The sequence below is a fragment of the Isoptericola sp. 178 genome, from assembly GCF_030586525.1.
GTDB classification, from domain to species: Bacteria; Actinomycetota; Actinomycetes; order Actinomycetales; family Cellulomonadaceae; genus Isoptericola; species Isoptericola sediminis.
Genome location: NZ_JAUQYN010000002.1, coordinates 194,532 through 220,791 on the forward strand (window position 1 = coordinate 194,532; position 26,260 = coordinate 220,791).

The following is a 26,260-nucleotide window of genomic DNA, read 5'->3' on the forward strand; positions in this document are numbered from 1 at the left end:
TCACGGCACGCGGTAGCCCGCGGCGCGGAACATCTCGTACCACTCGGCGCGGGTCAGCGGGATGTCCGAGCCCTGCGCGGCACCGGCGACGCGCTCCGGCGTCGTCGTGCCCAGCACGACCTGCATCCCGGCCGGGTGGCGGGTGATCCAGGCCGTGGCGATCGCGATGGCCGGCACGTCGTACTTCGCGGCGAGCCGGTCGATGACGGCGTTGAGCTCCGGGTAGTCCTCCGACCCGAGGAACACGCCGTTGAAGAACCCCGCCTGGAACGGCGACCAGGCCTGCACGGTGATGTCGTGCAGGCGGCAGTAGTCCAGCAGCCCGTTGTCGAGGCTGATCGACTGCTCCAGGCCGGCCATGTTGGCGGCCACGCCCTGGGCCACGACCGGCGAGTGGGTGATCGAGAGCTGCACCTGGTTCGCCACCAGCGGCTGACGGACGGACTTCTTCAGCAGCTCGATCTGCCCGGGCGTGTGGTTGGAGACGCCGAAGGAGCGGACCTTGCCGGTCGACTCCAGGTGGTCGAAGGCGCGGGCGACCTCGTCCGGCTCCACCAGCGCGTCGGGACGGTGCAGCAGCAGCACGTCCAGGTAGTCGGTGTCGAGGGCCTTCAGCGACTCCTCGACCGAGGTGACCAGGTGGTCGTAGGAGAAGTCGAAGTACGGGCCCTCGCGGACGATGCCCGCCTTGGACTGGATGGTCAGCTCCTCGCGCTGCGAGGGCGTGAGCTGCATGGCCTCGGCGAACCGGCGCTCGCAGCCGTGCAGGGGGTCGCCGTAGATGTCGGCGTGGTCGACGAAGTCGATGCCGGCGTCGCGGGCGGTGCGCACGAGCTCGCGGACGGCGTCGTCGTCCATCTGCTGGATGCGCATGAGGCCGAGGACGACGTTGGGGACCTGGCGGCCGCTGGTGCCGAGGGGGACGGTCTTCATGGGTGGATCCTCCGGGTGGTTCAGTGGTCGGAGAGCTCGGCGAGCTCGTCGGTGGTGAGCTCGAGGCCGACGGCGCCGGCCGAGTCCTGGATGCTGGTGGGTCGCGAGGCGCCGGGGATCGGCACCACGACCGGGGCGAGGGACAGCTCCCAGGCGAGCGTGACCTGCTGCGGGCTGACGCCGTGGCGCGCGGCCACGCGGCCGAACGCCGCGTGCGCCGTGCCGACCTCCGCGGCCCGGGCGATGCCGCCGAGCGGCGACCAGGGCAGGAAGGCCACGCCGAGCTCGGCGCAGTGCTGCAGCTCGCCCAGGCTGGAGCGGAACGCGGGGGAGAACTGGTTCTGCACGGACGCGAGCCGTCCGCCGAGCACCGCGTTCGCCTCGTCGATCTGCGCGACGTTCGCGTTGGAGATGCCGGCCTGCTGGATCACGCCCTCGTCGAGCAGCTCGACCAGGGCGCCGACCGACTCGGCGTAGGGCACCGACGGGTCGGGTCGGTGGAACTGGTACAGGCCGATCGCCTCGACGCCGAGCCGCTGCGCGGAGGCCTTGGCCGCCGCCTTGAGGTGCTCGGGGCGGCCGTCCTGGGTCCAGGAGCCGTCGCCGGGGCGCAGATGCCCGCCCTTGGTGGCGACGAGCACCGAGGAGGTGTCGCCGCCCCAGGAGCGCAGGGCCTCGGCGATCAGCTCCTCGTTGTGCCCGACCTCCCCGGCGTCGCGGTGGTAGGCGTCAGCGGTGTCGATCAGCGTGACACCGGCGTCGAGCGCCGCATGGACGGTGGCGATCGAGCGCTCCCGGTCGGGGCGTCCCTCGATGGACAGGGGCATGCCGCCGAGCCCGATCGCGCTGACGGAGCGGTCTCCGATGGTGCGTGATTCCACGGTTCTCCTTGTCTCGACTGTGCTGTCGACGATAAGAAGTGAGCGATGATGAGTCCAACGACTTGAACTCATACCGTTCAGAACTGGGAGTGATCAATGGAGCTGCGGCAGATGGAGTACCTGGTCGCGGTGGCCGAGGAGGGGCACTTCACCCGTGCCGCGGCGCTGTGCGGGGTGACCCAGTCCGGGCTGTCCGCGGCGATCCGGAACCTCGAGAAGGAGCTGGGTGCGTCGCTGTTCTCCCGGACCACCCGCCAGGTCGCCCTCACCGACGCCGGGCGGGCCCTGCTGCCGTTCGCGCGGCGCATGCTCGCCCAGGCCTCCGCCGGGCGGGACGCCGTGGCGCGCGCCAGCCAGCAGCTCTCGGGACGGCTGCGGCTCGGGTCCGAGCAGTGCCTCGGCGTCATCGACGTCGGGCCGCTGCTCGAACGGTTCCGGCTGCGGTACCCGCTGGTGGACGTGCAGTTCACCCAGGCCGGGTCCGCGGAGCTCGCCACCCAGGTGCGGGCGGGCGACCTCGACGTCGCGTTCCTGGCGACCACCGAGCACCTCGGCTCCCTGCGGCGTCTGGAGCTCGGCCGCCGACCCGTCGTCGCGCTCGCCCACCCGACCGACGACCTCGCCCGGTCGCCGCAGGTCTCGTGGGAGGACCTGGCCGCCCGGGACTTCGTCGACTTCCGCGAGCCGTGGGCGATCCGACGGCTCGTCGACGACGCCTTCGCCGACCGGCACCTCGAGCGGAGGGTGCGGATGAGCGTCGACGACGTCCACACGCTGCTGGACTTCGTCCAGCGCGGGCTCGGGGTCGCCGTCGTGCCCCAGCACGTCGCCGCCAAGCCGCAGGCCGCCGGTCTCGCGATCCTGGAGCTGCCCGCCGGCGGCGCCCCGGAGTGGGTGGTCTCGGCCGTCTCGGGGGCCTCGGCCGCGCCGACGGCGGTCCGTCTGCTCGAGCTGCTCGGAGAGGCGAACCTGGCGGTCGCGCAGCCGGCGTGAGCCGTCGCCGGGGCGGCTACCCGTCGAACTGGGCGCCGAGGGTGCGCAGCAGCGCGGCGAGGCGGGGGCGTTCCTCGGCGGGCAAGGCGTCGAGGACCTGGGCCTCGACGTCCAGCAGGTCGCTCATCGCCGCGTCGACACGTGAGCGCCCGGCGCCGGTGAGCCGGACCAGCACGCCGCGCCGGTCCTCGGGGGAGCGGTGGCGCTCGACGAGGCCGCGCTCGGCGAGCCGGTCGATGCGGTTGGTCATGGTGCCGCTGGTGACCAGGGTCTGGGCGACGAGGCGTCCGGGGGAGAGGCGGTACGGCTCGCCGGCGCGCCGCAGGGCGGACAGGACGTCGAACTCCCACGTCTCGAGGTCGTGCCGGGCGAAGGCTCCGCGACGGGCACGGTCGAGGTGCCGCGCGAGCCGGCTGATCCGGGAGAAGACGGTCAGCGGCTCGACGTCGAGGTCGGGGCGTTCGCGCTGCCAGGCGGTGACGATGCGGTCGACCTCGTCGCCGGGGTGCGTGCTCTCCATCCTCCGAGCCTAGCGCGGGTCTCTCGATATCAAGAATCTTGATATCGGCCTGTCGACGGCGGGGTCAGCGCTCGATGAGCCCCGGCTTGCGCTCCATGCCGGACAGCCCGTTCCAGGCCAGGTTGACGAGGTGCGCGGCGACGTCGGCCTTCTTCGGCCGCCGGGCGTCGAGCCAGTACTGACCGGTCAGCGCCACCATGCCCACCAGCATCTGTGCGTACAGCGGGGCGACCTTGGGGTCCAGCCCGTTGCTGCGGAACTCCTCGGCCAGGATGTGCTCGACCTGCGTGGCCACGTCCCCGATCAGGGACGAGAAGGTCCCGGTCGCCTGGGCGACGGGGGAGTCGCGCACCAGGATGCGGAACCCGTCCTCGGAGGACTCGATGTAGTCGAGCAGCGCCAGCGCCGTCCGCTCGAGCAGCACCTTGGGGTGGCCGCCCTCGGCCAGCGCCCCCGTCAGGGCGCCCGTCAGGGCCTGCACCTCGCGGTCGACGATGACGGCGTAGATGCCCTCCTTGCCGCCGAAGTGCTCGTACACCACGGGTTTGGAGACCTCCGCCGTGCTGGCGATCTCCTCGACGCTCGTGCCGTCGAACCCCTTCGCCGCGAACAGTCCGCGGCTCACGGCCACCAGCTGCTCGCGGCGCTGGCTCGCGGTCATGCGCGCACGCGGCGGGCGTTTCGTCTCCCGGGGTGCAGCAGCCATGACCTCCATTCTGCCTGGTGCGCGGCCCGGCGGGGTGCGCGGTCCGTCCCGGCGGTGCCCCCCGGTCGGCGTGGCGCCGCGCGAGCCCCGGTGTGGCGCGCCCCACGGTGCCGGCCGGTGCGCCCGGGCGGGATGTGTGCGAGCCACCCGCGGCGACCTGGCAGACTGAGGCCTGGATGTGCGGCGCCCGGGGCCCCGGAGGTCGCCGGCCCGACGGCGGAGCCGGGCGTGGTCCGGTACGACGTCGCGCACGATCCGCCTTGGTGTAATCGGCAGCACAAGGGTTTTTGGTGCCCTTGGTCCAGGTTCGAATCCTGGGGGCGGAGCTCGCGCCAGACCCCCGACAGAGACGGAGCAGTGGTGGTTCCCACGGTCCCCCAGGGCGAGCAGCACCCGACCGACCCGACGACGGCACGACCCGCCGCCGTCGTGGTCCTGGCAGCCGGGCAGGGCACCCGGATGAAGTCCGCGACCCCCAAGGTGCTGCACGGCATCGGCGGCCGCACGATGCTCGGGCACGCGATGACCGCGGCACGGGAGCTGACGCCGGAGCACGTCGCCGTCGTCGTGCGCCACGAGCGCGAGCAGGTCGCGGCCGCGGCGCGGGAGATCGACGCGTCGGCGCTCGTCGTCGACCAGGACGAGATCCCCGGCACCGGGCGCGCCGTGCAGTGCGCACTGGACGCCCTCGACGCCCGGGCGCACGCCGTCCGCGCGGCCGACCTGGTGCACAGCGCCGACGAGGTCCACGACGCCGACGGCGAGCACCCGCTCGGCGACGGCCTCGAAGGTGCCGTCGTCGTGCTCGCCGGCGACATCCCGCTGCTCGACGGCGCCACGCTCGCCGAGCTCCTCGCCGCCCACCACGCCGACGGCAACGCCGTGACGGTCCTGACGACCGAGCTGGAGGACGCCACCGGCTACGGGCGGATCGTGCGCGAGGCCGGCACCGGCGACGTCACCGCGATCGTCGAGCACGCCGACGCCACGCCCGAGCAGCGCGAGATCCGGGAGATCAACTCCTCGGTCTACGTCTTCGACGCCGCCGTGCTGCGACGCGGCCTGGGCGGTCTCGGCGACGACAACGCCCAGGGCGAGGTCTACCTCACCGACGTCATCGCCTCCGCCCGCGAGGCCGGCGGCGCCGTGCGCGCGCTGCTGTCCGACGACCCGATGCTCGTCGAGGGCGTCAACGACCGGCTGGCGCTGGCCACGCTCGGTGCCGAGCTGAACCGCCGCACCCTGGAGCGCTGGATGCGCGAGGGCGTGACCGTCGTCGACCCCGCCAGCACCTGGGTGGACGTCGACGTCGAGCTCGCCCGCGACGTCACCCTCCTCCCGGGCACCCAGCTGCACGGGGCGACCACGGTCGCCGAGGGTGCCACGGTCGGCCCCGACACCACGCTGACCGACGTCGAGGTCGGCGAGCGGGCCAGCGTCGTGCGCACGCACGGTTCGCTCGCGGTGATCGGCGCCGACGCCTCGGTCGGGCCGTTCGCCTACCTGCGGCCGAACACGGTGCTCGGCGCGCGCGGCAAGATCGGCACCTTCGTCGAGACGAAGAACAGCCAGATCGGCGACGGCTCGAAGATCCCGCACCTGTCCTACATCGGGGACGCCACGATCGGCGACGAGAGCAACGTCGGCGCGGCCTCCGTGACGGTCAACTACGACGGCGTGCACAAGCACCGCACGGTCATCGGCTCGCACGCGCGCACCGGGGCGGACAACATGTTCGTCGCCCCCGTGACCATCGGTGACGGCGCGTACACCGGCGCCGGCAGCGTCGTCACCCGGGACGTCCCCGCGGGCGCGCTCGGCGTCAGCCGTGCCCAGCAGCAGAACATCGAGGGGTGGGTGGAGCGCCGTCGCGCCGGCACGCCGGCCGCGGAGGCCGCCGCCCGCACCCGGGACGGGGCGGCCGAGGACGGTGGCGGCCTCGGCCCGCAGGCGAAGCTGGAGCTGGCCGAGCACAATGCCCTGACAGGAGCGATCCCGAAGGTGTCGCACACCGACGACGCCGGGGACCCGGCCTCCTCCGAGTCCGCCTGAGACCGAGCCGCACGTAGCGAAGGAATCTCCTACTGATGAACACCTCCATCCCGGGTACCGGAGAGCGGACCCTCGTCGTCGCGGCCGGTCGCGCACATCCGGCCCTCGCCGAGGACGTCGCCGACGAGCTGGGCATCAACCTGCTGCCGACCTCCGCGTACGACTTCGCCAACAGCGAGACGTACGTCCGGTTCGGCGAGTCGGTCCGCGGCACGGACATCTTCCTGCTGCAGAGCCACACGGCACCGGTCAACCAGTGGTTGATGGAGCACCTGCTCATGGTCGACGCGGCCAAGCGTGCCTCGGCCCGGACGATCACGGTGGTCGCCCCGTTCTACGCCTACGCCCGGCAGGACAAGAAGTCCCGCGGTCGCGAGCCGATCTCCGCGCGGCTGGTCGCGGACATGCTGCACACCGCCGGTGCGGACCGGATCATGAGCGTGGACCTGCACACCGCGCAGATCCAGGGCTTCTTCGACGGTCCGGTCGACCACCTGTGGGCGATGCCGGTGCTGACGGACTACGTCCGCACCCGTGTCGACACCTCGAACGTCACGGTCGTGTCCCCGGACGCCGGCCGGATCCGCGTGGCCGAGCAGTGGGCCGCCAAGCTCGGCGGCGGCCCGCTGGCGTTCGTGCACAAGACGCGTGACGTGACCCGCCCCAACCAGGCGGTGGCGAACCGGGTCGTCGGTGACGTCGAGGGGCGCGACTGCGTGCTCGTCGACGACCTCATCGACACCGGCGGCACGATCTCCGAGGCGGCCAAGGTCTGCATGGAGGCCGGTGCGAAGTCCGTGATCGTGGCCGCCACCCACGGCGTGCTGTCGGACCCCGCCCCGCAGCGGCTGTCCGAGTCCGGTGCCGTCGAGGTCGTCGTGACCGACACGCTGCCGATCCCGCCCGAGAAGCGCTTCGACGGGCTGACCGTGCTGTCGATCGCGCCGCTGGTCGCCCGCGCGATCCGCGAGGTGTTCGACGACGGCTCGGTGACGTCGCTCTTCGACGGCAACCCCTGATCCCCGCCGGGGCGTGCGCCGGCGTGAGCCGGTGCACGCCCGCGGAGGTTTCCTCGACGTCTGCGGACCGGGTACAGTAGACCGGTTGCCTCGGCGAGGGACGTCTGACGGGCAGCGGATCCGACCGGGTCGTGCTGCTCGACGCAGGGACTGCGTCGGACCTCCGTGATCGACTGGGCGGCTGCCGGTGCGGTGACGTCGTCCCGCCCGTGCGGCGTCCCGCGGTCGTGTCCGTCACGTGCCCCACGCCGACGCAGCCGCCCCGTCCGCACCGGCTTCGGTCGCGGGCAGCCGGTGGTCCTGTTCCGTCCGCCGGCACGCACAGTCTTCCCAGGAGTGATCCCCATGGCCGAGATCAAGCTCGCCTCCGAGGTCCGCACCGAGTTCGGCAAGGGCGCTGCCCGTCGTATCCGCCGTGCGAACAACATCCCCGCCGTCCTGTACGGCCACGGCACGGACCCGGTCCACGTCACGCTGCCGGGCCACGCCACGATGCTGGCCGTGCGCCACACCAACGCCCTCATCGAGCTCACCTTCGACAACGGCACCGAGCTCGCCGTCGTCAAGGACATCCAGCGCCACCCCGTGACCTGGAACATCGAGCACATCGACCTGCTGCTGGTGAAGAAGGGCGAGAAGATCGCCGTGGACGTCTGGATCCAGGTCGACGGCGAGTCCGCCCCCGGCACGATCCACTTCGTCGAGTCGCAGACCGTGTCCGTCGAGACCGACGCCACGAGCATCCCGGAGTACATCCACGTCTCGATCGAGGGTCGCGAGTCCGGCGACAACATCCACGCGGGCGACCTCGAGATGCCGAAGGGCGTCACGCTGCTGACCGACCCGGAGCACGCGGTCGTGACGATCACCGAGCCGCGCGGCGAGGAGTCGGCCGAGGAGGCCGAGGAGGAGTCCGCCGCGTCGGCCGAGCCGACCGAGGGCGAGTCCTCCGCGGAGTGATCCCGGCCTGAGCGGACCGTCCGGCCACGGCCGGGCGCCGCACCGCGCCGCGACATCGCGCCAGGGCCCGACGGCGGACCACACGTCCCGCCGTCGGGCCCTTCGCCGTCCGGCTAGAGTCGGCGCTGACCCGCACCGAGGCGCCCCGACCCGACCGACCGATGGGAGACGAGCATGGCTGACGGACCCTGGCTCGTCGTGGGCCTCGGCAACCCCGGGCCCCGCTACGCCGGCAACCGCCACAACGTCGGCCACATGGTGCTCGACGTCCTGGCGGAGCGCACCGGCAGCGGGTTCGCCAAGCACCCCCGCGCCCAGGCGGCCGTCGCCGAGGCGCGGCTCGGGGTCCTGCCCGGCGGCGCCCCCGGGCCCCGCGTCGTGCTGGCCAAGCCCACGACCTACATGAACACCTCCGGCGGCCCGACGTCGGCGCTGGCCTCCTACTACGGCATCGGGGCCGACCGTGTGCTGGTCGTGCACGACGAGGTCGACATCCCCTTCGACTCCCTCAAGCTGAAGACCGGCGGGGGCGAGGGCGGCCACAACGGCCTGCGGGACATCTCCAAGGCGCTGGGGACCCGCGACTACACCCGGGTGCGCGTCGGCGTCGGCCGCCCGCCGGGACGGATGGACACCGCGGACTACGTGCTCAAGGACTTCTCCGGGTCCGAGCGCAAGGAGCTGCCGATGCTGCTCGTCGACGCGGCCGACGCCGTCGAGATGGTCGCCACCGAGGGCCTGCTCGCGGCGCAGGGCCGGTACCACGCCCGAGCCTGACCGGGCGGGGCCCCGCCGGGCCCGCGCCACCCGCCGTATCCTGAGGACGCCAGCCCGCACGCCCCGCCCCGGGGCGAGGTGGGCCCGTCGCCGTGCGCACGAAGGACTCTCATGAACCTCACCGGCATCGTCCCTGCTCTGCTCGCCGACCCCGGCGCTGCCGCTGCGCTCGACGCGGTCCCCGAGGGCGGCGAGGTCGACGTCGTCGGTCCGCGGGGCGTCCGCGCGCCGCTGCTCGCCGCCGCCGCCGAGAAGCGCCCCCTCGTGGTCGTCACGGCGACCGGCCGGGACGCCGACGAGCTGGCCGCCGCGTTGCGCGCGTACCTGCCGGACGACCGGTCCGACGGCATCGCCGTACTGCCCTCGTGGGAGACGCTGCCGCACGAACGGCTGTCGCCCCGCGCCGACACCGTGGCCCGCCGCCTCGCGGTCTTCCGGCGGCTCGCCCACCCCGACGAGGCAGGCCCGACCGGCCCCGTCGACGTCCTGGTGATGCCGGTGCGGGCTCTGCTCCAGCCCGTGGTGGCCGGCCTCGGCGAGCTGGAGCCCGTGGCGCTGCGCACCGGGCAGGAGGCGGACCTCACCGCCGTGGGCGACGCCCTCGTGGCCGCCGCCTACACCCGCGTCGACATGGTCGAGCGCCGGGGGGAGTTCGCCGTGCGCGGCGGCATCCTCGACGTCTTCCCGCCGACGGAGGACCACCCGCTGCGCATCGAGTTCTGGGGCGACGAGGTCACCGAGATCCGGTGGTTCGCCGTGGCCGACCAGCGGTCCCTGGAGATCGCCGACCACGGGCTGTGGGCACCGCCGTGCCGCGAGATCCTGCTCACCGACGCCGTGCGTGCCCGGGCCGCGGACCTGGTGCAGCAGCTCCCGGGCGCCACCGACATGCTGGACAAGCTCGCCGCGGGCGTCGCGGTCGAGGGCATGGAGTCCCTCGCCCCGGTGCTCGTGGAGCGCATGGTGCCGGTGCTCGACCTGGTCCGCGACGACGCGCTGCTGGTCCTGGACGAGCCGGAGCGGGTGCGGCGTCGCGCCCACGACCTCGTGGCCACGACCGAGGAGTTCCTCGCCGCGGCCTGGACCGGCGCCGTCGCCGGTGCCGACGCACCGATCGACCTGTCCGCCGCGTCGTTCGCGACGTTCGCCGAGACCCGCGAGGTCGCCGCCCGCCGGGGCCTGGGCTGGTGGACGCTCTCGGCGTTCTCCCTGGAGGGGGCCGAGACCGCCGACGAGGACGCGCCGCCCGTCGCGACGGGGGAGGGCGGCGCGACCACCGTCACGATCGCCGCCCGCGACGTGGAGTCCTACCGCGGGGACGTCGCCCGTGCGCTGGACGACGTGCGGGGGCTGCAGAAGGCGGGCTGGCGCCTCGTGCTCACCACGGAGGGCCCCGGACCGGCCAAGCGCATGGTCGAGCAGCTCGGCGCGTCCGACACCGCGGCCCGGCTGTCCACGGACCTGGCCACCGAACCCGAGGGCGGCGTCGTGCACGTCGTCCCGGCGCTGGTCGGCAAGGGGTTCGTCGTCCCCGAGCTGCGGCTCGCGGTCTTCAGCGAGGCCGACCTCACCGGTCGGCAGGGTTCGACCACCCGCGACATGCGCAAGATGCCCTCCCGGCGCCGCAACGTCGTGGACCCGCTGCAGCTCCAGGCGGGGGACTACGTGGTGCACGAGCAGCACGGGGTCGGACGGTTCGTCGAGATGGTGCAGCGCACCCTCGGCGCGGGGGCGAGCGCGGCCACCCGCGAGTACCTGGTGATCGAGTACGCGTCCTCCAAGCGCGGGCACCCCGGGGACCGCCTGTTCGTGCCGATGGACCAGCTCGACCAGGTCACCAAGTACACCGGCGGGGAGTCGCCCAGCCTGAACAAGATGGGCGGCGCCGACTGGAAGAACACCAAGGCGCGCGCCCGCAAGCACGTCCGGGAGATCGCGAGCGAGCTCATCCGGCTGTACTCGGCGCGCATGGCCACCGAGGGCTACGCCTTCGGGCCGGACACCCCGTGGCAGCGGGAGCTCGAGGACGCCTTCGCCTACGTCGAGACGCCCGACCAGCTCGTCACCATCGACGAGGTCAAGGCCGACATGGAGAAGACCGTCCCCATGGACCGGCTGATCTGCGGTGACGTCGGCTACGGCAAGACCGAGATCGCGATCCGGGCGGCGTTCAAGGCCGTCCAGGACGGCAAGCAGGTGGCCGTGCTCGTGCCCACCACGCTGCTGGTGCAGCAGCACTTCGACACGTTCTCCGAACGGTACGCGGGGTTCCCGGTGAACGTCCGCGCCCTGTCGCGGTTCCAGAGCGCCAAGGAGTCCGAGGAGACGATCGCCGGCCTCAAGGACGGCTCGGTCGACATCGTCATCGGCACCCACCGGCTCATCACGGGCTCGGTGCACTTCAAGAGCCTCGGCCTGGTGATCGTCGACGAGGAGCAGCGCTTCGGCGTCGAGCACAAGGAGACGCTCAAGCAGCTGCGCACCAACGTCGACGTGCTGGCGATGTCGGCGACGCCGATCCCGCGCACGCTGGAGATGGCGGTCACCGGCATCCGGGAGATGTCGACGCTCGCCACGCCCCCGGAGGAGCGCCACCCGGTGCTCACCTACGTCGGTGCGTACGAGGAGAGGCAGATCGCCGCGGCGGTGCGCCGTGAGCTGCTGCGCGAGGGGCAGGTCTTCTACATCCACAACAAGGTCGAGTCCATCGACCGGACGGCGGCGAAGATCCGTGAGCTCGTGCCGGAGGCCCGCGTGGGTGTCGCGCACGGCAAGATGAGCGAGAACCAGCTCGACCAGGTCATCCGGGCCTTCTGGGAGCGGGAGGTCGACGTCCTGGTGTGCACCACGATCGTCGAGACCGGCCTGGACATCTCCAACGCCAACACCCTGATCCTCGAGCGCGCCGACACCTTCGGGCTGTCGCAGCTCCACCAGCTGCGCGGTCGCGTGGGCCGTGGTCGCGAACGTGCCTACGCCTACTTCCTGTACCCCCCGGAGCGGCCGCTCACCGAGACGGCCCACGACCGGCTGGCGACGATGGCCGCGAACACCGACCTCGGGGCGGGCATGCAGATCGCGATGAAGGACCTCGAGATCCGTGGGGCGGGCAACCTGCTCGGCGGCGAGCAGTCCGGCCACATCGCCGGTGTCGGGTTCGACCTGTACGTGCGGATGGTCGGCGAGGCCGTCCGCGCGTTCAAGGGCGAGGGGGACGCCGAGGAACCCGAGGTCACCATCGAGCTCCCGGTCGACGCGCACCTTCCCGAGTCGTACATCGCGACGGAGCGTCTGCGCCTCGAGGCGTACAAGAAGATCGCGGCCGCGCAGGACTCCGCGGCCCTGGCCGAGGTCCGCGCCGAGCTGACCGACCGGTACGGGGCGCTCCCGGAGCCGACCGAGTCGCTGTTCTGGGTGGCGGAGTTCCGCAACCACGTGCGGCGGGCCGGGCTCACCGACATCACCGCGCAGGGCAAGTACATCCGCTTCGCGCCGGTGGACCTCCCCGAGTCGGCCCAGATGCGGCTCAAGCGGCTGTACCCCGGCACGGTCCTCAAGCCCGGCATCCGGGCCTTCCTCGTCCCGTTCCCCACCACGGCGCGGATCGGCGGCAAGCCGCTGCGCGGTGCGGCGCTGCTGGACTGGGCACGTCAGCTCGTGGACGCCGTCGTCCTGGGGGAGGTGTCGGCCGCCGCGGCGGCCGGGACGGCCACGCGCTGACGACGCGCCCGGCCCACCCGGCGCGACGACGGTCCCCGGGCCTAGCCTGGGCCCATGATCACCTCCGAGCGGGTCGTCATCCACGTCGTCGCGGACTCGACCGGTGACACCGGTGCCCGGGTCGGCCGTGCCGTCCAGGCGCAGTACCCCGAGCTCGAGGTCGTCGTCGTGCGGCACCCGCGCCTGCACAGCCAGGAGGGGCTCGACGACGTCGTGGAGCAGCTGCGCGCCGACCCGGACCTGGCCGTCGTGTTCTGCACCGTCGTGGACGAGGTGCTGCACGGGCAGGTCATCGACCGGTGCGCTGAGCTGGACATCCCGTGCGCCGACCTGCTCACCCCGGCCCTGGACGCCGTCACCGCCCGGACGGGGGCCGAACCCGCCCGGCTCGTCCAACCGGTGGGGCTCGCGGCCGACTACTTCGAGCGCATCCACGCGATGGAGTTCGCGATCGCCAACGACGACGGTCACGTCACGCCGGACGGGCTCCAGGAGGCGCAGATCGTCCTGGTCGGCGCCTCGCGCACCGGCAAGACGCCGCTGTCGATGTACCTCGGCTACCTGGGCTACCGGACCGCGAACATCCCCCTCGTCGCCGGCGTCCCGCCGCCGCCGGAGCTGTTCCGGGTCGACTCCTGGAAGCTCGTCGGGCTGACCATCGACCCGGAGCGCCTGGTGTCGATCCGCCGGCGCCGGGTGGACCTCATGGGGGCCGCGCGACAGGGCTCCGGGAGCCTCGGCGGGTACGCCGACCTGGCGCGCATCGTCGACGAGCTCGACGACGTCGCGCAGGTGCAGCGCCGGCTCGGGTGCCCGGTGCTGGACACCACCACGCTGGCCCTGGAGGAGGCCGCGGGGCGGATCATCGATCTTGTGACAGCGCGGCGCCGCACCCGTACAGTCCTGCCCACAAGCGCCGACGGGCGGAGCGATCCTTCCGCCCGGAGCTGAGAGGAAGGCAAGGGAGCCATGACCGACCAGTCCGAGCACGCCCGCACCGACCAGAGCGTCGCCGAGGCCCGCAGCCGACGGCTCGTCTACGACCTGGGCGAGGGAACCGCGGAGATGAAGCCGCTGCTCGGCGGCAAGGGGGCCGGGGTGGCGGAGATGATCCGCATCGGCGTCCCCGTGCCCGACGGGTTCACCGTCACCACCGAGGCCTGCGTCGCCACGATGGAGTCCGGCGGCACCTGGCCGGACGGGCTCTGGGAGGAGATCCTCGCGCACCTGGACGCGCTCGAGCAGCGCACGGGCCGGCGTCTGGGCGCCGCGGAGCGGCCGCTGCTGGTCTCCGTCCGGTCCGGTGCGGTGATGTCGATGCCCGGCATGATGGACACCATCCTCAACCTCGGGATCTCGGACGAGTCCGTCGTCGGGCTGGCCGAGGAGTCCGGCAACCCCCGGTTCGCCTGGGACTGCTACCGCCGCTTCCTGCAGATGTACGGCGAGGTCGTCGAGGGGGTGCCCGGGCACGCGTTCGAGGACGAGATCTCGGCGCTGAAGGCCCGCCGCGGCGTCGAGCTCGACAACGAGCTGACGGTCGAGGACCTCCAGGAGCTGGTCGACACCTTCCGCACCGTGGCGCTGCGCCACACCGGCCAGGGGCTGCCCACGGACCCGCGCGAGCAGCTCCGCCGGTCCGTGCAGGCCGTGTTCTCCTCGTGGGACACCCCGCGGGCGAACGTCTACCGCCGGGCGCACGACATCCCCGACGACCTCGGCACGGCGGTCAACGTCATGCAGATGGTGTTCGGCAACCGCGGCGACACGTCCGCCACCGGCGTGTGCTTCACGCGGAACCCCGCCACCGGGGCCAAGGAGCTCTACGGCGAGTTCCTGGTCGACGCCCAGGGGGAGGACGTCGTCGCCGGCATCCGGACCCCGCGCGCCCTCGCCGAGATGGAGGAGGTCCTGCCGGACGCCTACCGCGAGCTGCTGGACACCATGGCCCGGCTCGAGCAGCACTACGGCGACATGCAGGACATCGAGTTCACCGTCGACGACGGCAAGCTCTACCTGCTGCAGACCCGCACCGGGAAGCGCACCGCCGCCGCGGCGCTGAAGGTCGCCCGCGACCTCGTCGCCGAGGGCGTCATCGACCGCAGCACGGCGTTGCGGCGGATCGAGCCCGCCCAGCTCGACCAGCTCCTGCACCCGGGCCTCGACCCCGAGCACGGGGAGAAGCCGCTGACCCGCGGCCTGAACGCCTCGCCGGGTGCCGGCGTCGGCACCGTCGTGTTCGACGCCGACACCGCCGCCGAGCGCGGGGACGCCGGCGAGTCCGTGGTGCTCGTGCGGTGGGAGACGACACCGGACGACATCCACGGCGTCATCGCGGCCCAGGGTGTGCTCACCACCCACGGCGGCATGACCTCGCACGCCGCCGTCGTCGCCCGGGGCATGGGCAAGCCGTGCGTCGCCGGTGCGGGCGAGCTGCAGATCGACGTCGAGGCCCGCAGGGTCACCGTGGGGGACACGGTGCTCTCCGAGGGGGACACCATCACCATCGACGGCACCACGGGCGACGTGTACGCCGGCGCGCTGACGCTGGTGCCGCCGCGGATCACCGAGGACTTCACCGCGGTGCTGGCCTGGGCCGACGACGTGCGACGCCTGGGTGTGCGCGCCAACGCGGACACCGGCCCGGACGCGGCTAAGGCCCGTGAGCTCGGTGCCGAGGGCATCGGCCTGTGCCGCACGGAACACATGTTCATGGACGCCGAGCGGCTGCCCGTCGTGCAGTCGATGATCCTCGCCGAGACCACCGAGGAGCGGGCCGCGGCGCTGGAGCGGCTGCTGCCGATGCAGCAGGGGGACTTCGAGGAGATCCTCACCGCGATGAGCGGGCTGCCGGTCACGATCCGGCTCATCGACCCGCCGCTGCACGAGTTCCTGCCGGACCTCGTCGAGCAGTCCGTGCACGTCCAGCGGCTCGAGGACGCGGGCACCACCGGCCCCGAGCTGGACGACGCCCGCGAGCTGCTGGCCCACGTCAAGCGGCTCAGCGAGATGAACCCGATGCTCGGCACCCGGGGCGTGCGGCTCGCGCTGCTCTACCCGGAGATCGCGCGGATGCAGGTGCGGGCGATCGCCCGCGCGGCCCGCGCCGTCCGCGAGCGGGGCCAGGACCCGCACGTCGAGATCATGGTGCCGCTGGTCGGGTTCGACGAGGAGCTGCGCCGCATGCGCGAGGTCGTCGAGGAGACCTGGGCCGAGGAGGTGCCCGGGGACGACGTGCCGCACTCGGTCGGCACGATGATCGAGCTGCCGCGGGCCGCGCTCGTGGCCGACGCGATCGCCGCGCACGCCGACTTCTTCTCGTTCGGCACCAACGACCTGACCCAGACCACGGTCGGTATCTCGCGCGACGACGCGGAGGGCTCCTTCCTCAACGCCTACGTCGAGGCCGGCATCCTGCCGGGCAACCCGTTCGCGAGCATCGACGTCGACGGCGTGGGCGAGCTGGTCCGCACCGGCGTCCGGAAGGGTCGCGACACGGTCCCGGACCTCAAGACGGGCGTCTGCGGGGAGCACGGCGGCGACCCGGCGTCGATCGCCCTGTTCGACGAGATCGGTCTGGACTACGTCTCGTGCTCGCCGTACCGCGTCCCGATCGCGCGGCTCGCGGCGGCGCAGGTGTCCCTCGGCACGAGCTGAGCGCCCTGACGAGCACGCCCTGACGGCCCGTCCCGGTCCCGGGACGGGCCGTCAGGGCGTCGTGTCCCCGCGGTCCGACGAGTCGGGGGCGGTGGCGCCCAGCTCGCCCGCGATCCGCTGCTCGATGGCGGCGGTGGCGGCGTCGGGCAGCACGACGATACCCTCGAGCTCCTTCATGGCCCGGCGGTAGGCGGACTGCCGCTCGGCCGGGGAGGCGCCGTCGTCGTCGGCCAGGGCCAGCAGCTTCTTCGCCCGGTCCAGCGCCCGCCGCTCCTCCGCCGAGAAGTCGGAGGCCCGACGCCGCTTCGCCTCGCGCTCGGCGACGTCGAACGTGAGCTGGTACTCGCGCACCGCCGCGCCGTAGCGGTCCAGCCGCCGACGGTCGCGCAGGTCGGCCGGGTCCTCCGGCCGCAGCGCCTCGGCCTCCCGGCGTGCGCGGTGGTAGTCGACGGTGACCTGCTCGCGCATGTCGGTCATGACCGGGAAGTCGAGGGTCTTGACGGCGTCCAGCTCGTACTCGAGCCAGCGACGCTCGGTCTCCTCGTGCGTCGCGATCGTGCGCTCGATCTCGTCGGTCAGCGACTCCTCCGCCTCCGCGGCGGCGACGCGGTCCGCGTGCTGGAGCCGGTAGAGCTCGATCTTGTCCCGGCGTCGGCGTTCGTCCCACCGGCGGACGCCGCCGGCCCACCCGCCGATGATGCCGCTCAGCGGGAACACCAGCCACCAGTAGGAGCCGACGAAGTCCCAGAAGCCCTCCACCCTCGTCACGATAGTGCGGCCGCCCCGCGGTGCGCGGGTGAGTTCCGGACGGCGGGTGCTCGCCTGCCGGGCAGGACGGCGGGCCCGCCACGTGAGGGCTACCCTGGGGGCGTCAACCCTCCAACGTCGTGGGCGTCGGCTGCCACGGGACGTCAGAGCGTCCGGGCCTGGCCCCGACCGCCCACGAGCCCTGCAGAAGGAGCATCCGTGGCAAGCATCGAAGCCGTTGGCGCACGCGAGATCCTGGACTCTCGTGGCAACCCCACCGTCGAGGTCGAGATCGCCCTCGACGACGGCACGTTCGCCCGTGCCGCGGTCCCGTCGGGCGCCTCCACGGGCGCCTTCGAGGCCGTCGAGCGCCGGGACGCCGACAAGAACCGCTACCTGGGCAAGGGCGTCGAGGGCGCGGTCAACGCCGTCATCGACGACATCGCTCCCGAGCTCATCGGCTACGACGCCGAGGAGCAGCGCCTGATCGACCAGACGCTGATCGAGCTGGACGGCACCGCGAACAAGGGCAAGCTGGGCGCGAACGCGATCCTCGGCGTCTCGCTCGCCGTGGCGAAGGCCGCGGCCAAGAGCGCGGGCCTGGACCTGTTCCGCTACGTCGGCGGCCCGAACGCGCACGTCCTGCCCGTGCCGATGATGAACATCCTCAACGGCGGGTCCCACGCGGACTCCAACGTCGACATCCAGGAGTTCATGATCGCGCCGGTCGGTGCGGAGTCCTTCAAGGAAGCCCTGCGCATGGGCGCCGAGGTCTACCACGCCCTCAAGGGCGTGCTGAAGGCCGAGGGCCTGGCGACCGGTCTCGGCGACGAGGGCGGTTTCGCCCCGAACCTGTCGAGCAACCGTGCCGCGCTCGACCTGATCATCACCGCGATCGAGAAGGCCGGGTACAAGCCCGGCGACGACGTCGCGCTCGCGCTGGACGTGGCCTCGACCGAGTTCTTCTCGGACGACAAGTACTCCTTCGAGGGCAAGAGCCTGCAGGCCGCCGAGATGACCGAGTACTACGAGCAGCTCGTGGAGGACTACCCGCTGGTCTCCATCGAGGACCCGCTGGCCGAGGACGACTGGGAGGGCTGGAGCACCCTGGTCGCGCGCATCGGCGACAAGGTCCAGATCGTGGGCGACGACCTCTTCGTCACCAACCCGGAGCGTCTGACCAAGGGCATCGAGCTCAAGGCGGCGAACTCCCTGCTGGTCAAGCTCAACCAGATCGGCACCCTCACCGAGACGCTCGACGCCGTGACGCTCGCGCAGCGCAACGGCTTCACCACGATGACCTCGCACCGTTCCGGCGAGACCGAGGACACCATCATCGCGGACCTGTCCGTGGCCACGAACGCCGGTCAGATCAAGACCGGTGCGCCGGCTCGCGGCGAGCGCGTCAACAAGTACAACCAGCTGCTGCGCATCGAGGACGCGCTGGACGACGCCGGGCGCTACGCCGGCAAGTCGGCCTTCCCGCGCTACCAGGGCTGACGTCGACGCCCGACCGGGCCACGGGTCAGGACCGATTCGCGCGAGTCAGGACTGATCCGCACGGGTCAGGATGACGAGCCCGTACGACCGACGGCCGGTCGCCCCTCCGCGAGGGGCGACCGGCCGTCGTCGTTCCTGGGACGGGCCCCATCGTCCTGAATCGCGCTCGATCTTCCTGACTCGCGCCAGGCCGTTCTGACTCGCGCTCGATCCTTCTGACTCGCGGTCTGTGAACCTGACTCGCGCAGGGCCGTCCTGAGTCGCGCCCGGTCGTCCTGACCCGCGCAGTCGGCCCGGACGCGGGCACGCCGGGCGGGGTGAGCCGCTCGCGTCCCGTGGACCGGCAGAATCGGGACGTGTCCTCCCGTCGACCGACCACGCCCCGACCCCGCCGGGGTCCGACGCGCCCGACCGGCCACCCCGGGCCGCGGCCGTCCTCGCGCTCCACCGGCGGTCGGACCCGCACGACGTCGTCGTCGGCGTCCGCCACGGCCGGCGCCTCGCGCCGCCCGGCCGGCCCGTCGCGGGACGAACGGCGCCGCAGCCGGTTCGGGCTGGTCCTGCCCGAGGTGCTCACCGTCCGGCTCATCGTGCTCTCGGTCGTGGTGCTCCTCGCGTTCGTCCTGCTCCTGCCGACGGTGCGCGGCGCGGTGCAGCAGCAGGCCGAGATCGATCGCCTGCGGGCGGAGCTGACCGCCAACCAGGCCGAGCGGGACCAGCTCGAGAACGAGCTGGCGCGCTGGGACGACCGGACCTACGTCATCCAGCAGGCCCGGAGCCGGCTGAACTACGTGCTGCCCGGGGACACCGCCTGGCGTGTCGTCGACGCCGAGGAGATCGAGCAGGACGACGAGCCGGTCACGGGGACCGACCCGACACCGGACGTCGGGGCGGGCACCACGGGCGCCCCCTGGTACCAGGCGATGTGGGAGTCCGTGCAGGCCGCGGACCGCGCGGTGGTGGACCCCGGGTCGGGCGTGGACCCGGCCGACGTGGAGACCCCCGGCCCCGGCGAGGGACAATGACCGGGTGAGTCCCGAACCCTCGTCCCCGTCCACCGCGCCGGCACCCGGCGACGACCCGACCGTCGCGACCCCCCACGACCTCGAGGTGATGGCCGAGCAGCTCGGCCGGACGCCCCGGGGCGTCGTCGGCGTCGCCGCACGGTGCGTGTGCGGGCGCCCGCTGGTGGCGCGCACCGCGCCGCGGTTGCCGGACGGCACGCCCTTCCCGACGACGTACTACCTGACCCACCCCGGCGCCGTCGCCGCGGCCTCCCGCCTCGAGGCCGAGGGCGTGATGAAGGAGATGACCGACCGGCTCGCCGTCGACGACGAGCTCGCCGCCGCCTACCGGGCCGCCCACGAGCACTACCTGGCGCGTCGGGCGGAGCTCGGCCAGGTGGAGGAGATCGAGGGCATCTCGGCCGGCGGGATGCCGACCCGGGTCAAGTGCCTGCACGTGCTCGTCGCGCACAGCCTCGCCGCCGGCCCCGGGGTCAACCCGCTGGGTGACGAGGCGCTGGCGATGGTCCGGGACCAGTGGCGCCCGGACCGGTGCTCGTGCTGACGTCGCACGTGTCGGTCCGGGGTGAGAGGGTGCGTCCGTGATGAGCAGCACCCGTGTGGCCGCCGTGGACTGCGGCACGAACTCCATCCGCCTCCTGGTGGCCGACGTCGCCGCCGACGGCACCCTGACCGAGCTGGACCGGAGGATGCAGATCGTGCGGCTCGGCCAGGGCGTCGACCGCACCGGTGAGCTGGCGCCCGAGGCGCTCGAGCGCACGCTCGCCGCCTCGCGGGAGTACGCGAAGGTCGCCGCCGAGCTGGGGGCGACGCGGGTCCGGTTCGTGGCGACGTCCGCCACCCGCGACGCCCGGAACCGGGACGAGTTCGCCGCGGGCGTGCGCGCCGCGCTCGGCGTGGACCCGGAGGTGATCACCGGCCAGGAGGAGGCCGAGCTGTCCTTCCGCGGTGCGACGAGCGGCGAGGCCGCGGGCCACCCGGGCCCCTACCTCGTGGTCGACCTCGGCGGCGGCTCCACCGAGCTGGTGCTGGGTACGACGACGCCGGACGCGGCCGTGTCGATGGACGTCGGCTCGGTGCGCCTCACCGAGCGTCACCTGCCGTCCGACCCGCCGACGGCCGACGAGGTCGCCGCGGCACGGGCCGACGTCGACGCGGCCCTCGACGAGGCCGCCCGGGTCGTGCCGCTGGGGCGCACCGCCACCCTCGTGGGGCTCGCGGGCTCCGTGACGTCGGTGACGGCGCACGCCCTGCGGCTGCCGAGCTACCAGCGGGACGCCATCAACGGCACCGTGCTCGGCGTCGACGACGTGCTGACGGCCTGCGACGACCTGCTGCGGCGTACTCGCGAGGAGCGGCTCGCGCTGGGGTTCATGCACCCGGGCCGGGCCGACGTGATCGGTGCGGGTGCGCTGATCTGGTCGCAGATCGTGGCCCGGGTGCGCGACGACGTCGCCGCGGCGGGTGGTGGTCTCACCGAGGTCGTCACGAGCGAGAGCGACATCCTCGACGGCATCGCGCTGTCCCTCGTCTGACCGATCGATCACATCGTGGACACCTTCGGGGTGTCCGTTCTGTCGATCCTGTGCCGTGATGTCGGCGCAAACGCCTGGTCACAGCGGTCCGGGGCGGTGACCGTGAGCACAGGCCGTCACCTCCCGTGCGATCCGAGGTGAGGCAGTCGTAGACTGGTGGTCATGCCTCAGAACGTTCTGTCGACGGACAACCCTGCCCAGGACGCGCCCGCGCCCGCACCGCGCCCCCGCAAGGTGCCTCGCATCGTCGTGCTCGGCGGTGGCTCCGTCGGGCTGTACGTGGCGCGCCGGCTGCGCAAGAAGCTCGGCAAGCGCGAGGCGGCGATCGTCGTCGTGGACCCGCGCCCCTACATGACGTACGCGCCCTTCCTGCCGGAGGCCGGCGCCGGTTCGATCGACGCGCGCGACGTGGTCGCCCCGCACCGGATCGCCCTCAAGGGCATCGACGTGCTGCAGGGCAAGGTCACCAACATCGCCCACGGCGACAAGAAGGTCACGATCTCGCCCGAGGAGGGCATGGACTACGAGGTCTCCTACGACCACCTCGTCGTCGGCCTCGGCTCGGTCTCGCGCACGCTGCCCATCCCGGGCCTGGCGGAGAACGCCATCGGCTTCAAGAACGTCGAGGAAGCCATCGCGGTGCGCAACCACGTGCTCAACCGCATGGACGTCGCCTCGTCCACGTGGGACGCCGACCTGCGCGAGCGGATGCTGACCTTCACCTTCGTCGGCGGCGGCTTCGCGGGGATCGAGGCGCTCGCCGAGATCGAGGACATGGCGCGCTACGCGACCCGCAACTACCCGACCATCGAGGAGTCGGACCTGCGGTTCGTCATGATCGAGGGCGCCGGCCGCATCCTGCCGGAGGTCTCCGAGCCCATGGGCGAGTGGGCGCTCGAGGAGATGAAGAAGCGCGGCATCGAGTTCCACCTCAACACGTTCCTGTCCTCCTGCGAGGACGGCCACGTCGTGACCTCCACGGGTGTCGAGTTCGACACCGAGACGATCGTGTGGACGGCCGGGGTCAAGGCGAACCCGGTCATCAAGGACAGCTCCGACCTGCCCAGCGACAAGATGGGTCGCGTCACGGTCCTGCCGACGCTGCAGGTCGCGCGGACGAACGAGGACGGCACCGAGGGCGAGGTCGTCCCGGACGCCTGGGCCGCCGGTGACTGCGCCGCGGTGCCGGACCTGCTCAACCCCGGCTCGTTCTGCCCGCCGAACGCGCAGCACGCGATCCGCGAGGCCACCCAGCTCGCGGACAACCTGATCGCCCAGCTCAAGGGCGAGTCGCTGGTGGAGTACAAGCACAAGAACATCGGCGTGGTCGCCTCCCTCGGCCTGTACAAGGGCGTGGCGGAGCTGTTCGGCTTCGTCAAGCTCAAGGGCCCCCTCGCCTGGCTCGCCCACCGCAGCTACCACGTCATGGCGATGCCGACGGGCAACCGGAAGTTCCGCATCCTCATCGGCTGGATCGGCCAGTTCCTCATGGGCCGCGAGATCGTCTCCCTCGGTTCGCTGCACGACCCGCGCGACGAGTTCCGCAAGGCCTCGGTGCCGCCGAAGCAGCAGGGTGAGAAGGTCGAGCAGAAGGCGGAGGCCTCCGCGGCCAAGGCGGAGCACGGCGGCTGACGTCCCGGCGAGCACGCATCGGGCGGTCCCGGTCGACGCTCCCGTCCCGTTCGGTATCTTGAGCTGCCGATCGCGACCGGAGCTGTCGATCGAGGCCGCCCGATCGTCGTCCCGCACGCCCCCGTAGCCCAACTGGCAGAGGCAGCCGGCTTAAACCCGGTCCAGTCCCGGTTCGAACCCGGGCGGGGGCACGGACCGCGGCGTCAGCCCGCGTGGGCCACGGGCCCGGCGTGGTCACGCCGACGTCGAACCGTCGCGGGGCCGGCGGCCCTCGACGCCGTGACGCCGGGCCGTGTCCGCGGCGGCGGCGGTGAGGCTGTCCAGCACGTGTCGGACGGCCCGGCGTCGGGCGCGGTCGGGTCGCATCACCGCGGAGAGGTGACGCACGGCCGGTACGCCGGTCAGCGGACGGAGCGTGAGCCCGTCATCGACCGGCGTGGTGAACCGGGGCAGCGCCGCCAGCCGTGAGCTGGTCGCGACCAGGGCCTCCACCAGCCGGTTGTCGAGCAGGCGCTGGCGCACGTCCAGCTGCGCCCCCGTGGCCTGCTCGATGGTGCGCAGCACGGTGTCGAACGGGAACCCCCGGGGCACACCCACCCAGACCTCGTCGACGACGTCGGCCGGCGACACGGTGCCGTGGGCCGCGAGACGGTGGTGCGTGGCCATCGCGACGTCGATCGGTTCGTCGACGACGGGCACGACGACGAGACCGTCGGTCCCGGGCGGCCGCACGCTGGTCATGCTGTGCGCGACGACGACGTCGTGGTCGGCGGTCATGGCCCCGTACTCCGCCTCGGCGAGATCGAGCTCGGTCAGTCGCAGCTCGACGCCGCTCGCGGCCAGGTCCCGCTCCAGCGCGGGGAAGAGGTAGGTGGCGGCGCTCGGCAGGGCGGCCACGGAGACCGTGCCCGCGGGCGCGTCGCGGAACGCGTCCCAGCGCGCCTGGACGGCGGACAGCGCGACGGCGACCTCCACCGCACCGTCCGCGAGCAGCCGGCCCGCGTCGGTCAGCCGGACCCCGCGCCCGTGCGGCTCCACCAACGCGGCACCGAGCTCGCGCTGGGCCGTGCGCAGCTGCTGGGACACGGCGGAGGGCGTGCGATGCGTGGCTGCGGCGACGGCAGAGATGCTGCCCCGGTCCGCCAGCTCGCGCAGCAGCTCGAGGTGCCGGACTTCCATGAAGTCAGCCTACGTCGTCGATGAAGAAAGTGTCGCTTGTGCTTCATCCTCGGACAGGTCGAGCATGAGGACGTGCCGACCCGTCATCGTCTCCTCGCCGCCCTCGTGGCGTTGCTGTGGGGCCTGAACTTCCTGGCCATCGACGCCTCGTTGCAGCACTACCCGCCGCTGTTCCTGGTGGCGCTGCGGTTCGCCGTCCTGGCGGTGCCGACCGTCCTGCTCGTGCCGTGGCCCGGGGTGCCGGTGCGCTGGCTGATCGGCTACGGCCTCGGCTTCGGCGTGCTGCAGTTCACGTTCCTGTACTGGGGGATGGCGGCGGGGATGCCGGCCGGGCTCGCCTCCCTCGTCCTGCAGGCGTCGGGGCCCTTCACCGTCGTGCTGGGTGCGACGTTCCTGCGCGAGCGCTTCAGCGGCCGCCAGCTCGTGGGCATCCTCGTCGCGGTGGCGGGACTCGCGGTCGTCGGGTGGCAACGGGCCGAGCACGCCGCCGTGCTGCCCTTCCTGCTGACGCTGGCCGGTGCCTTCGGCTGGGCCATCGGGAACGTGTGCAACCGGCAGGCCAGGCCGCGCAACCCGCTGCACCTGGCCCTGTGGATGTCGGTGGTGCCGCCCCTGCCGATGCTGGCGGTCTCGCTCCTCGTCGAGGGGCCGGACCGCATCCGGACCTCGCTGGTCTCCTACGACGACCCGGGCGCCGTCGGTGCCGTCGTCGGCCTCGCGTACACGGTGCTGCTCGGCACCGTGGCGGGGTCGGGTCTGTGGACCTGGCTGATGTCGCGCCACCCGGCGGGCGTGGTCGCGCCGTTCTCGATGCTGGTGCCCGTCGTGGGCATGACCGCGGCGTGGCTCGTGCTGGGGGAGACGGCGACCCCGGGGGAGCTCGCCGGCGGTGTGCTCGTGATCCTCGGCGTTCTCCTGGGTAGTCGGCTGCCGCGACCCGGGAGCCGACCGGCGTCGGGGAGGCGTGCGGGGCCGCGGGGCACGTCGGAGCAGCGTGCCGCGAGCCCCGCAGCGTCCTACGGCCGCCAGCTCTCCTCGTAGTCCGGGTGGTCCGCGTAGACGGTCCCGAGGGCGGCGACCGTGAGGCAGGGCCATCGCGCACCGGGGTCGGACTCGTTCCCGTGGCCGCAGCGGTAGCAGAGCGTCTCACCGAGATCGCCGATGATGAAGGGTTCGTGCAGCTCCACGATCCGGCGTTTCGCCTCGACCTCCGCCAGCACACGAGAGGGGTCGAGGCGGGTGAGGTAGTCGGTCAGCAGTCCGTCGTCGGCCACGACGGACCAGCGGCCGGACGGAACCTCCCGGGCCGAGATCTCGTCCTCGCCGAGTCGCTCTGCCAGGAACTCGAACAGCGTCATGGGCGCATCCTTGCGTCTCCGGCGGCCTTTCGGCTACCTCCAGGACGACGGGGCGCTTGGCGCGCTAGCATTCGAACATGAGTTCGACACGGCGTGGGGAGGGCGACCGCGGCATCGAGCGTGTGCCGCTGCGTGACGTCGCCACCGAGGTCCCGCCCGAGGCGCGCCGGGAGCCGCCGACCCGCCCTCCGGAGCCGTTGCCGGTGACCGCGTGGGTGACGGACGGCCGGGGGAGGACCTTCCAGGCGGACGGCGAGGCGCTCGCCTGGACCCCGCGTGCCGTGTACGTGCGGTACGTCGACCCTGTCGGCCGCGAGGGGTTCGCCTGGCTGTGGGCCTCGGCGGTGAGCAGGCGCTGAGGGCGCCCGGGGGTCAGCCGAGCGGGTCGCCGTGACCCGCGGCGTCGGTGCCGACGGGTCGTGACGGCCCGTCGTCAGGGACGACCGGGAAGGCGTTGAAGTGGATCTGCACGGGCCGGGACCGCGGGTCGGGTTCCTGGCTCGTGAGCCGGCTGATCTCGGCGGTGATCGTCGCCTGGACGGCCTCGACCAGTCCGAGGAGCTGTTCGGGTGTCGCGTGCGCATTGGCGGTCATGAGGGTGATCGCCTCCTCCCAGCCGGCGGAGTCCGGGATCTGCGCGGGGTCTTCGTTCATCAGGTCGAGGAGTCGCCAGATCTTCTCCTGGCGGGCCTGCTCGAAGCCGGCGCGGACGAGCGAGCGGGTGGTGCGGACGCCCGCGTCGTCGGCCGCCGCCGGCCCGATGACGAGACCCCCCGGCGTCGCTTCCCACCAGCGTTCGCGGGCGGTGCCCTTGCCCTCGACCTCCCGGACGAACTGGTGCTTGGCGAGCTGGCGCAGGTGGTAGCTGGTGGATCCGCTGGACTCGCCGACGAGCTCGGCCAGGCGGCTGGCGGTGAGGGACCCGTGCACCTGGAGCAGGTCGAGGATCCGGACGCGGAGCGGGTGCGACAGTCCCCGCAGCCGGGCCGCGTCGACCGGGGCGGGCGGCCGGGGGGCGTCCGGTGCCGGCGTGGAGGGGTCCGTCATGTCACGACCGTACTGTGCT

General features: G+C 72.8%; 23 protein-coding genes and 2 tRNA genes. 17 read left to right on the forward strand and 8 right to left on the reverse strand.

All coding sequences use genetic code 11. The features are described 5' to 3' along the window. Positions 1-933 carry an aldo/keto reductase family oxidoreductase gene (locus tag Q6349_RS05495; RefSeq protein WP_171247002.1) on the reverse strand — a complete coding sequence of 311 codons (933 nt, stop codon included), beginning with the start codon at positions 931-933 and terminating at the stop codon, positions 1-3. 20 nt (positions 934-953) lie between these two features. Continuing rightward, on the reverse strand, positions 954-1,814 hold the full coding sequence (locus Q6349_RS05500) for an aldo/keto reductase (RefSeq protein ID WP_304603231.1): 861 nt from the start codon (positions 1,812-1,814) through the stop codon (positions 954-956). Positions 1,815-1,910: 96 nt separating this feature from the next. Here Q6349_RS05500 and Q6349_RS05505 point away from each other — a divergent pair, with 96 nt between their 5' ends. Continuing rightward, positions 1,911-2,807 (forward strand): LysR family transcriptional regulator, encoded by an 897-nt coding sequence (locus Q6349_RS05505; RefSeq protein WP_304603232.1) that lies wholly within the window; start codon positions 1,911-1,913, stop codon positions 2,805-2,807. Between the two features lie 16 nt (positions 2,808-2,823). Here the strand turns inward: Q6349_RS05505 and Q6349_RS05510 are convergent, their stop codons facing one another. Together Q6349_RS05510 and Q6349_RS05515 are read right to left on the reverse strand one after the other, a co-directional pair. Continuing rightward, the gene (locus Q6349_RS05510; protein WP_171246999.1) at positions 2,824-3,327 is read right to left on the reverse strand and encodes a MarR family winged helix-turn-helix transcriptional regulator; all 504 of its coding nucleotides are present in this window, start codon (positions 3,325-3,327) and stop codon (positions 2,824-2,826) included. A 64-nt stretch (positions 3,328-3,391) separates the two neighbouring features. Continuing rightward, the gene (locus tag Q6349_RS05515; protein ID WP_304603777.1) at positions 3,392-3,988 is read right to left on the reverse strand and encodes a TetR/AcrR family transcriptional regulator; all 597 of its coding nucleotides are present in this window, start codon (positions 3,986-3,988) and stop codon (positions 3,392-3,394) included. Positions 3,989-4,287: 299 nt separating this feature from the next. Between Q6349_RS05515 and Q6349_RS05520 the strand changes: the two genes are divergently transcribed. From Q6349_RS05520 to ppdK, 8 genes are all read left to right on the forward strand, one after another. Further along, a tRNA-Gln gene (locus Q6349_RS05520) sits at positions 4,288-4,359 on the forward strand. Positions 4,360-4,492: 133 nt separating this feature from the next. Next, entirely contained in the window at positions 4,493-6,085 is a 1,593-nt protein-coding gene (gene glmU / locus Q6349_RS05525; protein WP_370375608.1) for a bifunctional UDP-N-acetylglucosamine diphosphorylase/glucosamine-1-phosphate N-acetyltransferase GlmU, read from the forward strand. 35 nt (positions 6,086-6,120) lie between these two features. After that, the gene (locus tag Q6349_RS05530) at positions 6,121-7,104 is read left to right on the forward strand and encodes a ribose-phosphate diphosphokinase (protein WP_171246998.1); all 984 of its coding nucleotides are present in this window, start codon (positions 6,121-6,123) and stop codon (positions 7,102-7,104) included. Between the two features lie 345 nt (positions 7,105-7,449). Next, positions 7,450-8,064: a 50S ribosomal protein L25/general stress protein Ctc gene (locus Q6349_RS05535; protein WP_304603234.1), complete on the forward strand. Its 615-nt coding sequence runs from the start codon at positions 7,450-7,452 to the stop codon at positions 8,062-8,064. A 174-nt stretch (positions 8,065-8,238) separates the two neighbouring features. Continuing rightward, positions 8,239-8,841: an aminoacyl-tRNA hydrolase gene (gene pth / locus Q6349_RS05540; RefSeq protein WP_304603235.1), complete on the forward strand. Its 603-nt coding sequence runs from the start codon at positions 8,239-8,241 to the stop codon at positions 8,839-8,841. Positions 8,842-8,952: 111 nt separating this feature from the next. After that, positions 8,953-12,561 carry a transcription-repair coupling factor gene (gene mfd / locus Q6349_RS05545; protein WP_304603236.1) on the forward strand — a complete coding sequence of 1,203 codons (3,609 nt, stop codon included), beginning with the start codon at positions 8,953-8,955 and terminating at the stop codon, positions 12,559-12,561. 54 nt (positions 12,562-12,615) lie between these two features. Then, positions 12,616-13,512, forward strand: coding sequence for a pyruvate, water dikinase regulatory protein (locus Q6349_RS05550; protein WP_304603237.1), 897 nt, complete (start codon positions 12,616-12,618; stop codon positions 13,510-13,512). Between the two features lie 18 nt (positions 13,513-13,530). Beyond that, positions 13,531-16,218, forward strand: coding sequence for a pyruvate, phosphate dikinase (ppdK, locus tag Q6349_RS05555; RefSeq protein WP_304603238.1), 2,688 nt, complete (start codon positions 13,531-13,533; stop codon positions 16,216-16,218). Positions 16,219-16,269: 51 nt separating this feature from the next. Here the strand turns inward: ppdK and Q6349_RS05560 are convergent, their stop codons facing one another. Beyond that, entirely contained in the window at positions 16,270-16,977 is a 708-nt protein-coding gene (locus tag Q6349_RS05560; protein ID WP_304603239.1) for a hypothetical protein, read from the reverse strand. Between the two features lie 207 nt (positions 16,978-17,184). Here Q6349_RS05560 and eno point away from each other — a divergent pair, with 207 nt between their 5' ends. From eno to Q6349_RS05590, 6 genes are all read left to right on the forward strand, one after another. Next, positions 17,185-18,465, forward strand: a complete 1,281-nt coding sequence (gene eno, locus Q6349_RS05565; RefSeq protein ID WP_304603241.1) for a phosphopyruvate hydratase — start codon at positions 17,185-17,187, stop codon at positions 18,463-18,465. Between the two features lie 356 nt (positions 18,466-18,821). Beyond that, positions 18,822-19,490: a septum formation initiator family protein gene (locus Q6349_RS05570; RefSeq protein WP_304603242.1), complete on the forward strand. Its 669-nt coding sequence runs from the start codon at positions 18,822-18,824 to the stop codon at positions 19,488-19,490. A gap of 88 nt (positions 19,491-19,578) precedes the next feature. Further along, entirely contained in the window at positions 19,579-20,034 is a 456-nt protein-coding gene (locus Q6349_RS05575) for a DUF501 domain-containing protein (RefSeq protein ID WP_304603778.1), read from the forward strand. 40 nt (positions 20,035-20,074) lie between these two features. After that, positions 20,075-21,025, forward strand: coding sequence for a Ppx/GppA phosphatase family protein (locus Q6349_RS05580; protein ID WP_304603243.1), 951 nt, complete (start codon positions 20,075-20,077; stop codon positions 21,023-21,025). A gap of 162 nt (positions 21,026-21,187) precedes the next feature. Beyond that, entirely contained in the window at positions 21,188-22,657 is a 1,470-nt protein-coding gene (locus Q6349_RS05585; RefSeq protein ID WP_171246989.1) for an NAD(P)/FAD-dependent oxidoreductase, read from the forward strand. Between the two features lie 117 nt (positions 22,658-22,774). Beyond that, positions 22,775-22,848 (forward strand) — tRNA-Leu (locus Q6349_RS05590). A 43-nt stretch (positions 22,849-22,891) separates the two neighbouring features. Here Q6349_RS05590 and Q6349_RS05595 read toward each other — a convergent pair. Then, entirely contained in the window at positions 22,892-23,836 is a 945-nt protein-coding gene (locus Q6349_RS05595; RefSeq protein ID WP_304603244.1) for a LysR family transcriptional regulator, read from the reverse strand. A 72-nt stretch (positions 23,837-23,908) separates the two neighbouring features. Here Q6349_RS05595 and Q6349_RS05600 point away from each other — a divergent pair, with 72 nt between their 5' ends. Beyond that, entirely contained in the window at positions 23,909-24,877 is a 969-nt protein-coding gene (locus tag Q6349_RS05600; RefSeq protein WP_304603245.1) for an EamA family transporter, read from the forward strand. Here the strand turns inward: Q6349_RS05600 and Q6349_RS05605 are convergent. After that, positions 24,853-25,194 (reverse strand): DUF6221 family protein, encoded by a 342-nt coding sequence (locus tag Q6349_RS05605; protein ID WP_304603246.1) that lies wholly within the window; start codon positions 25,192-25,194, stop codon positions 24,853-24,855. The two genes, Q6349_RS05600 and Q6349_RS05605, sit on opposite strands and share 25 nt — an antisense overlap. A gap of 77 nt (positions 25,195-25,271) precedes the next feature. Here Q6349_RS05605 and Q6349_RS05610 point away from each other — a divergent pair, with 77 nt between their 5' ends. Continuing rightward, positions 25,272-25,553, forward strand: coding sequence for a hypothetical protein (locus tag Q6349_RS05610; protein WP_304603247.1), 282 nt, complete (start codon positions 25,272-25,274; stop codon positions 25,551-25,553). 13 nt (positions 25,554-25,566) lie between these two features. Here the strand turns inward: Q6349_RS05610 and Q6349_RS05615 are convergent, their stop codons facing one another. After that, positions 25,567-26,241, reverse strand: coding sequence for a winged helix-turn-helix domain-containing protein (locus Q6349_RS05615; protein ID WP_304603248.1), 675 nt, complete (start codon positions 26,239-26,241; stop codon positions 25,567-25,569). Between the last annotated feature and the right edge of the window lie 19 nt (positions 26,242-26,260).

Excerpts from the sequence above, each read along its gene's own strand:
- Q6349_RS05585 (WP_171246989.1), top strand. The coding sequence starts at position 21,188 with ATGCCTCAGAACGTTCTGTCGACGGACAACCCTGCCCAGGACGCGCCC.
- Q6349_RS05575 (WP_304603778.1), top strand. The coding sequence starts at position 19,579 with ATGGCCGAGCAGCTCGGCCGGACGCCCCGGGGCGTCGTCGGCGTCGCC.
- Q6349_RS05615 (WP_304603248.1), bottom strand. The coding sequence starts at position 26,241 with ATGACGGACCCCTCCACGCCGGCACCGGACGCCCCCCGGCCGCCCGCC.
- Q6349_RS05510 (WP_171246999.1), bottom strand. The coding sequence starts at position 3,327 with ATGGAGAGCACGCACCCCGGCGACGAGGTCGACCGCATCGTCACCGCC.
- Q6349_RS05595 (WP_304603244.1), bottom strand. The coding sequence starts at position 23,836 with ATGGAAGTCCGGCACCTCGAGCTGCTGCGCGAGCTGGCGGACCGGGGC.
- Q6349_RS05535 (WP_304603234.1), top strand. The coding sequence starts at position 7,450 with ATGGCCGAGATCAAGCTCGCCTCCGAGGTCCGCACCGAGTTCGGCAAG.
- Q6349_RS05515 (WP_304603777.1), bottom strand. The coding sequence starts at position 3,988 with ATGACCGCGAGCCAGCGCCGCGAGCAGCTGGTGGCCGTGAGCCGCGGA.
- pth (WP_304603235.1), top strand. The coding sequence starts at position 8,239 with ATGGCTGACGGACCCTGGCTCGTCGTGGGCCTCGGCAACCCCGGGCCC.
- mfd (WP_304603236.1), top strand. The coding sequence starts at position 8,953 with ATGAACCTCACCGGCATCGTCCCTGCTCTGCTCGCCGACCCCGGCGCT.
- ppdK (WP_304603238.1), top strand. The coding sequence starts at position 13,531 with ATGACCGACCAGTCCGAGCACGCCCGCACCGACCAGAGCGTCGCCGAG.
- Q6349_RS05550 (WP_304603237.1), top strand. The coding sequence starts at position 12,616 with ATGATCACCTCCGAGCGGGTCGTCATCCACGTCGTCGCGGACTCGACC.
- Q6349_RS05530 (WP_171246998.1), top strand. The coding sequence starts at position 6,121 with ATGAACACCTCCATCCCGGGTACCGGAGAGCGGACCCTCGTCGTCGCG.
- Q6349_RS05580 (WP_304603243.1), top strand. The coding sequence starts at position 20,075 with ATGAGCAGCACCCGTGTGGCCGCCGTGGACTGCGGCACGAACTCCATC.
- Q6349_RS05495 (WP_171247002.1), bottom strand. The coding sequence starts at position 933 with ATGAAGACCGTCCCCCTCGGCACCAGCGGCCGCCAGGTCCCCAACGTC.
- Q6349_RS05505 (WP_304603232.1), top strand. The coding sequence starts at position 1,911 with ATGGAGCTGCGGCAGATGGAGTACCTGGTCGCGGTGGCCGAGGAGGGG.
- Q6349_RS05610 (WP_304603247.1), top strand. The coding sequence starts at position 25,272 with ATGAGTTCGACACGGCGTGGGGAGGGCGACCGCGGCATCGAGCGTGTG.
- glmU (WP_370375608.1), top strand. The coding sequence starts at position 4,493 with ATGAAGTCCGCGACCCCCAAGGTGCTGCACGGCATCGGCGGCCGCACG.
- Q6349_RS05605 (WP_304603246.1), bottom strand. The coding sequence starts at position 25,194 with ATGACGCTGTTCGAGTTCCTGGCAGAGCGACTCGGCGAGGACGAGATC.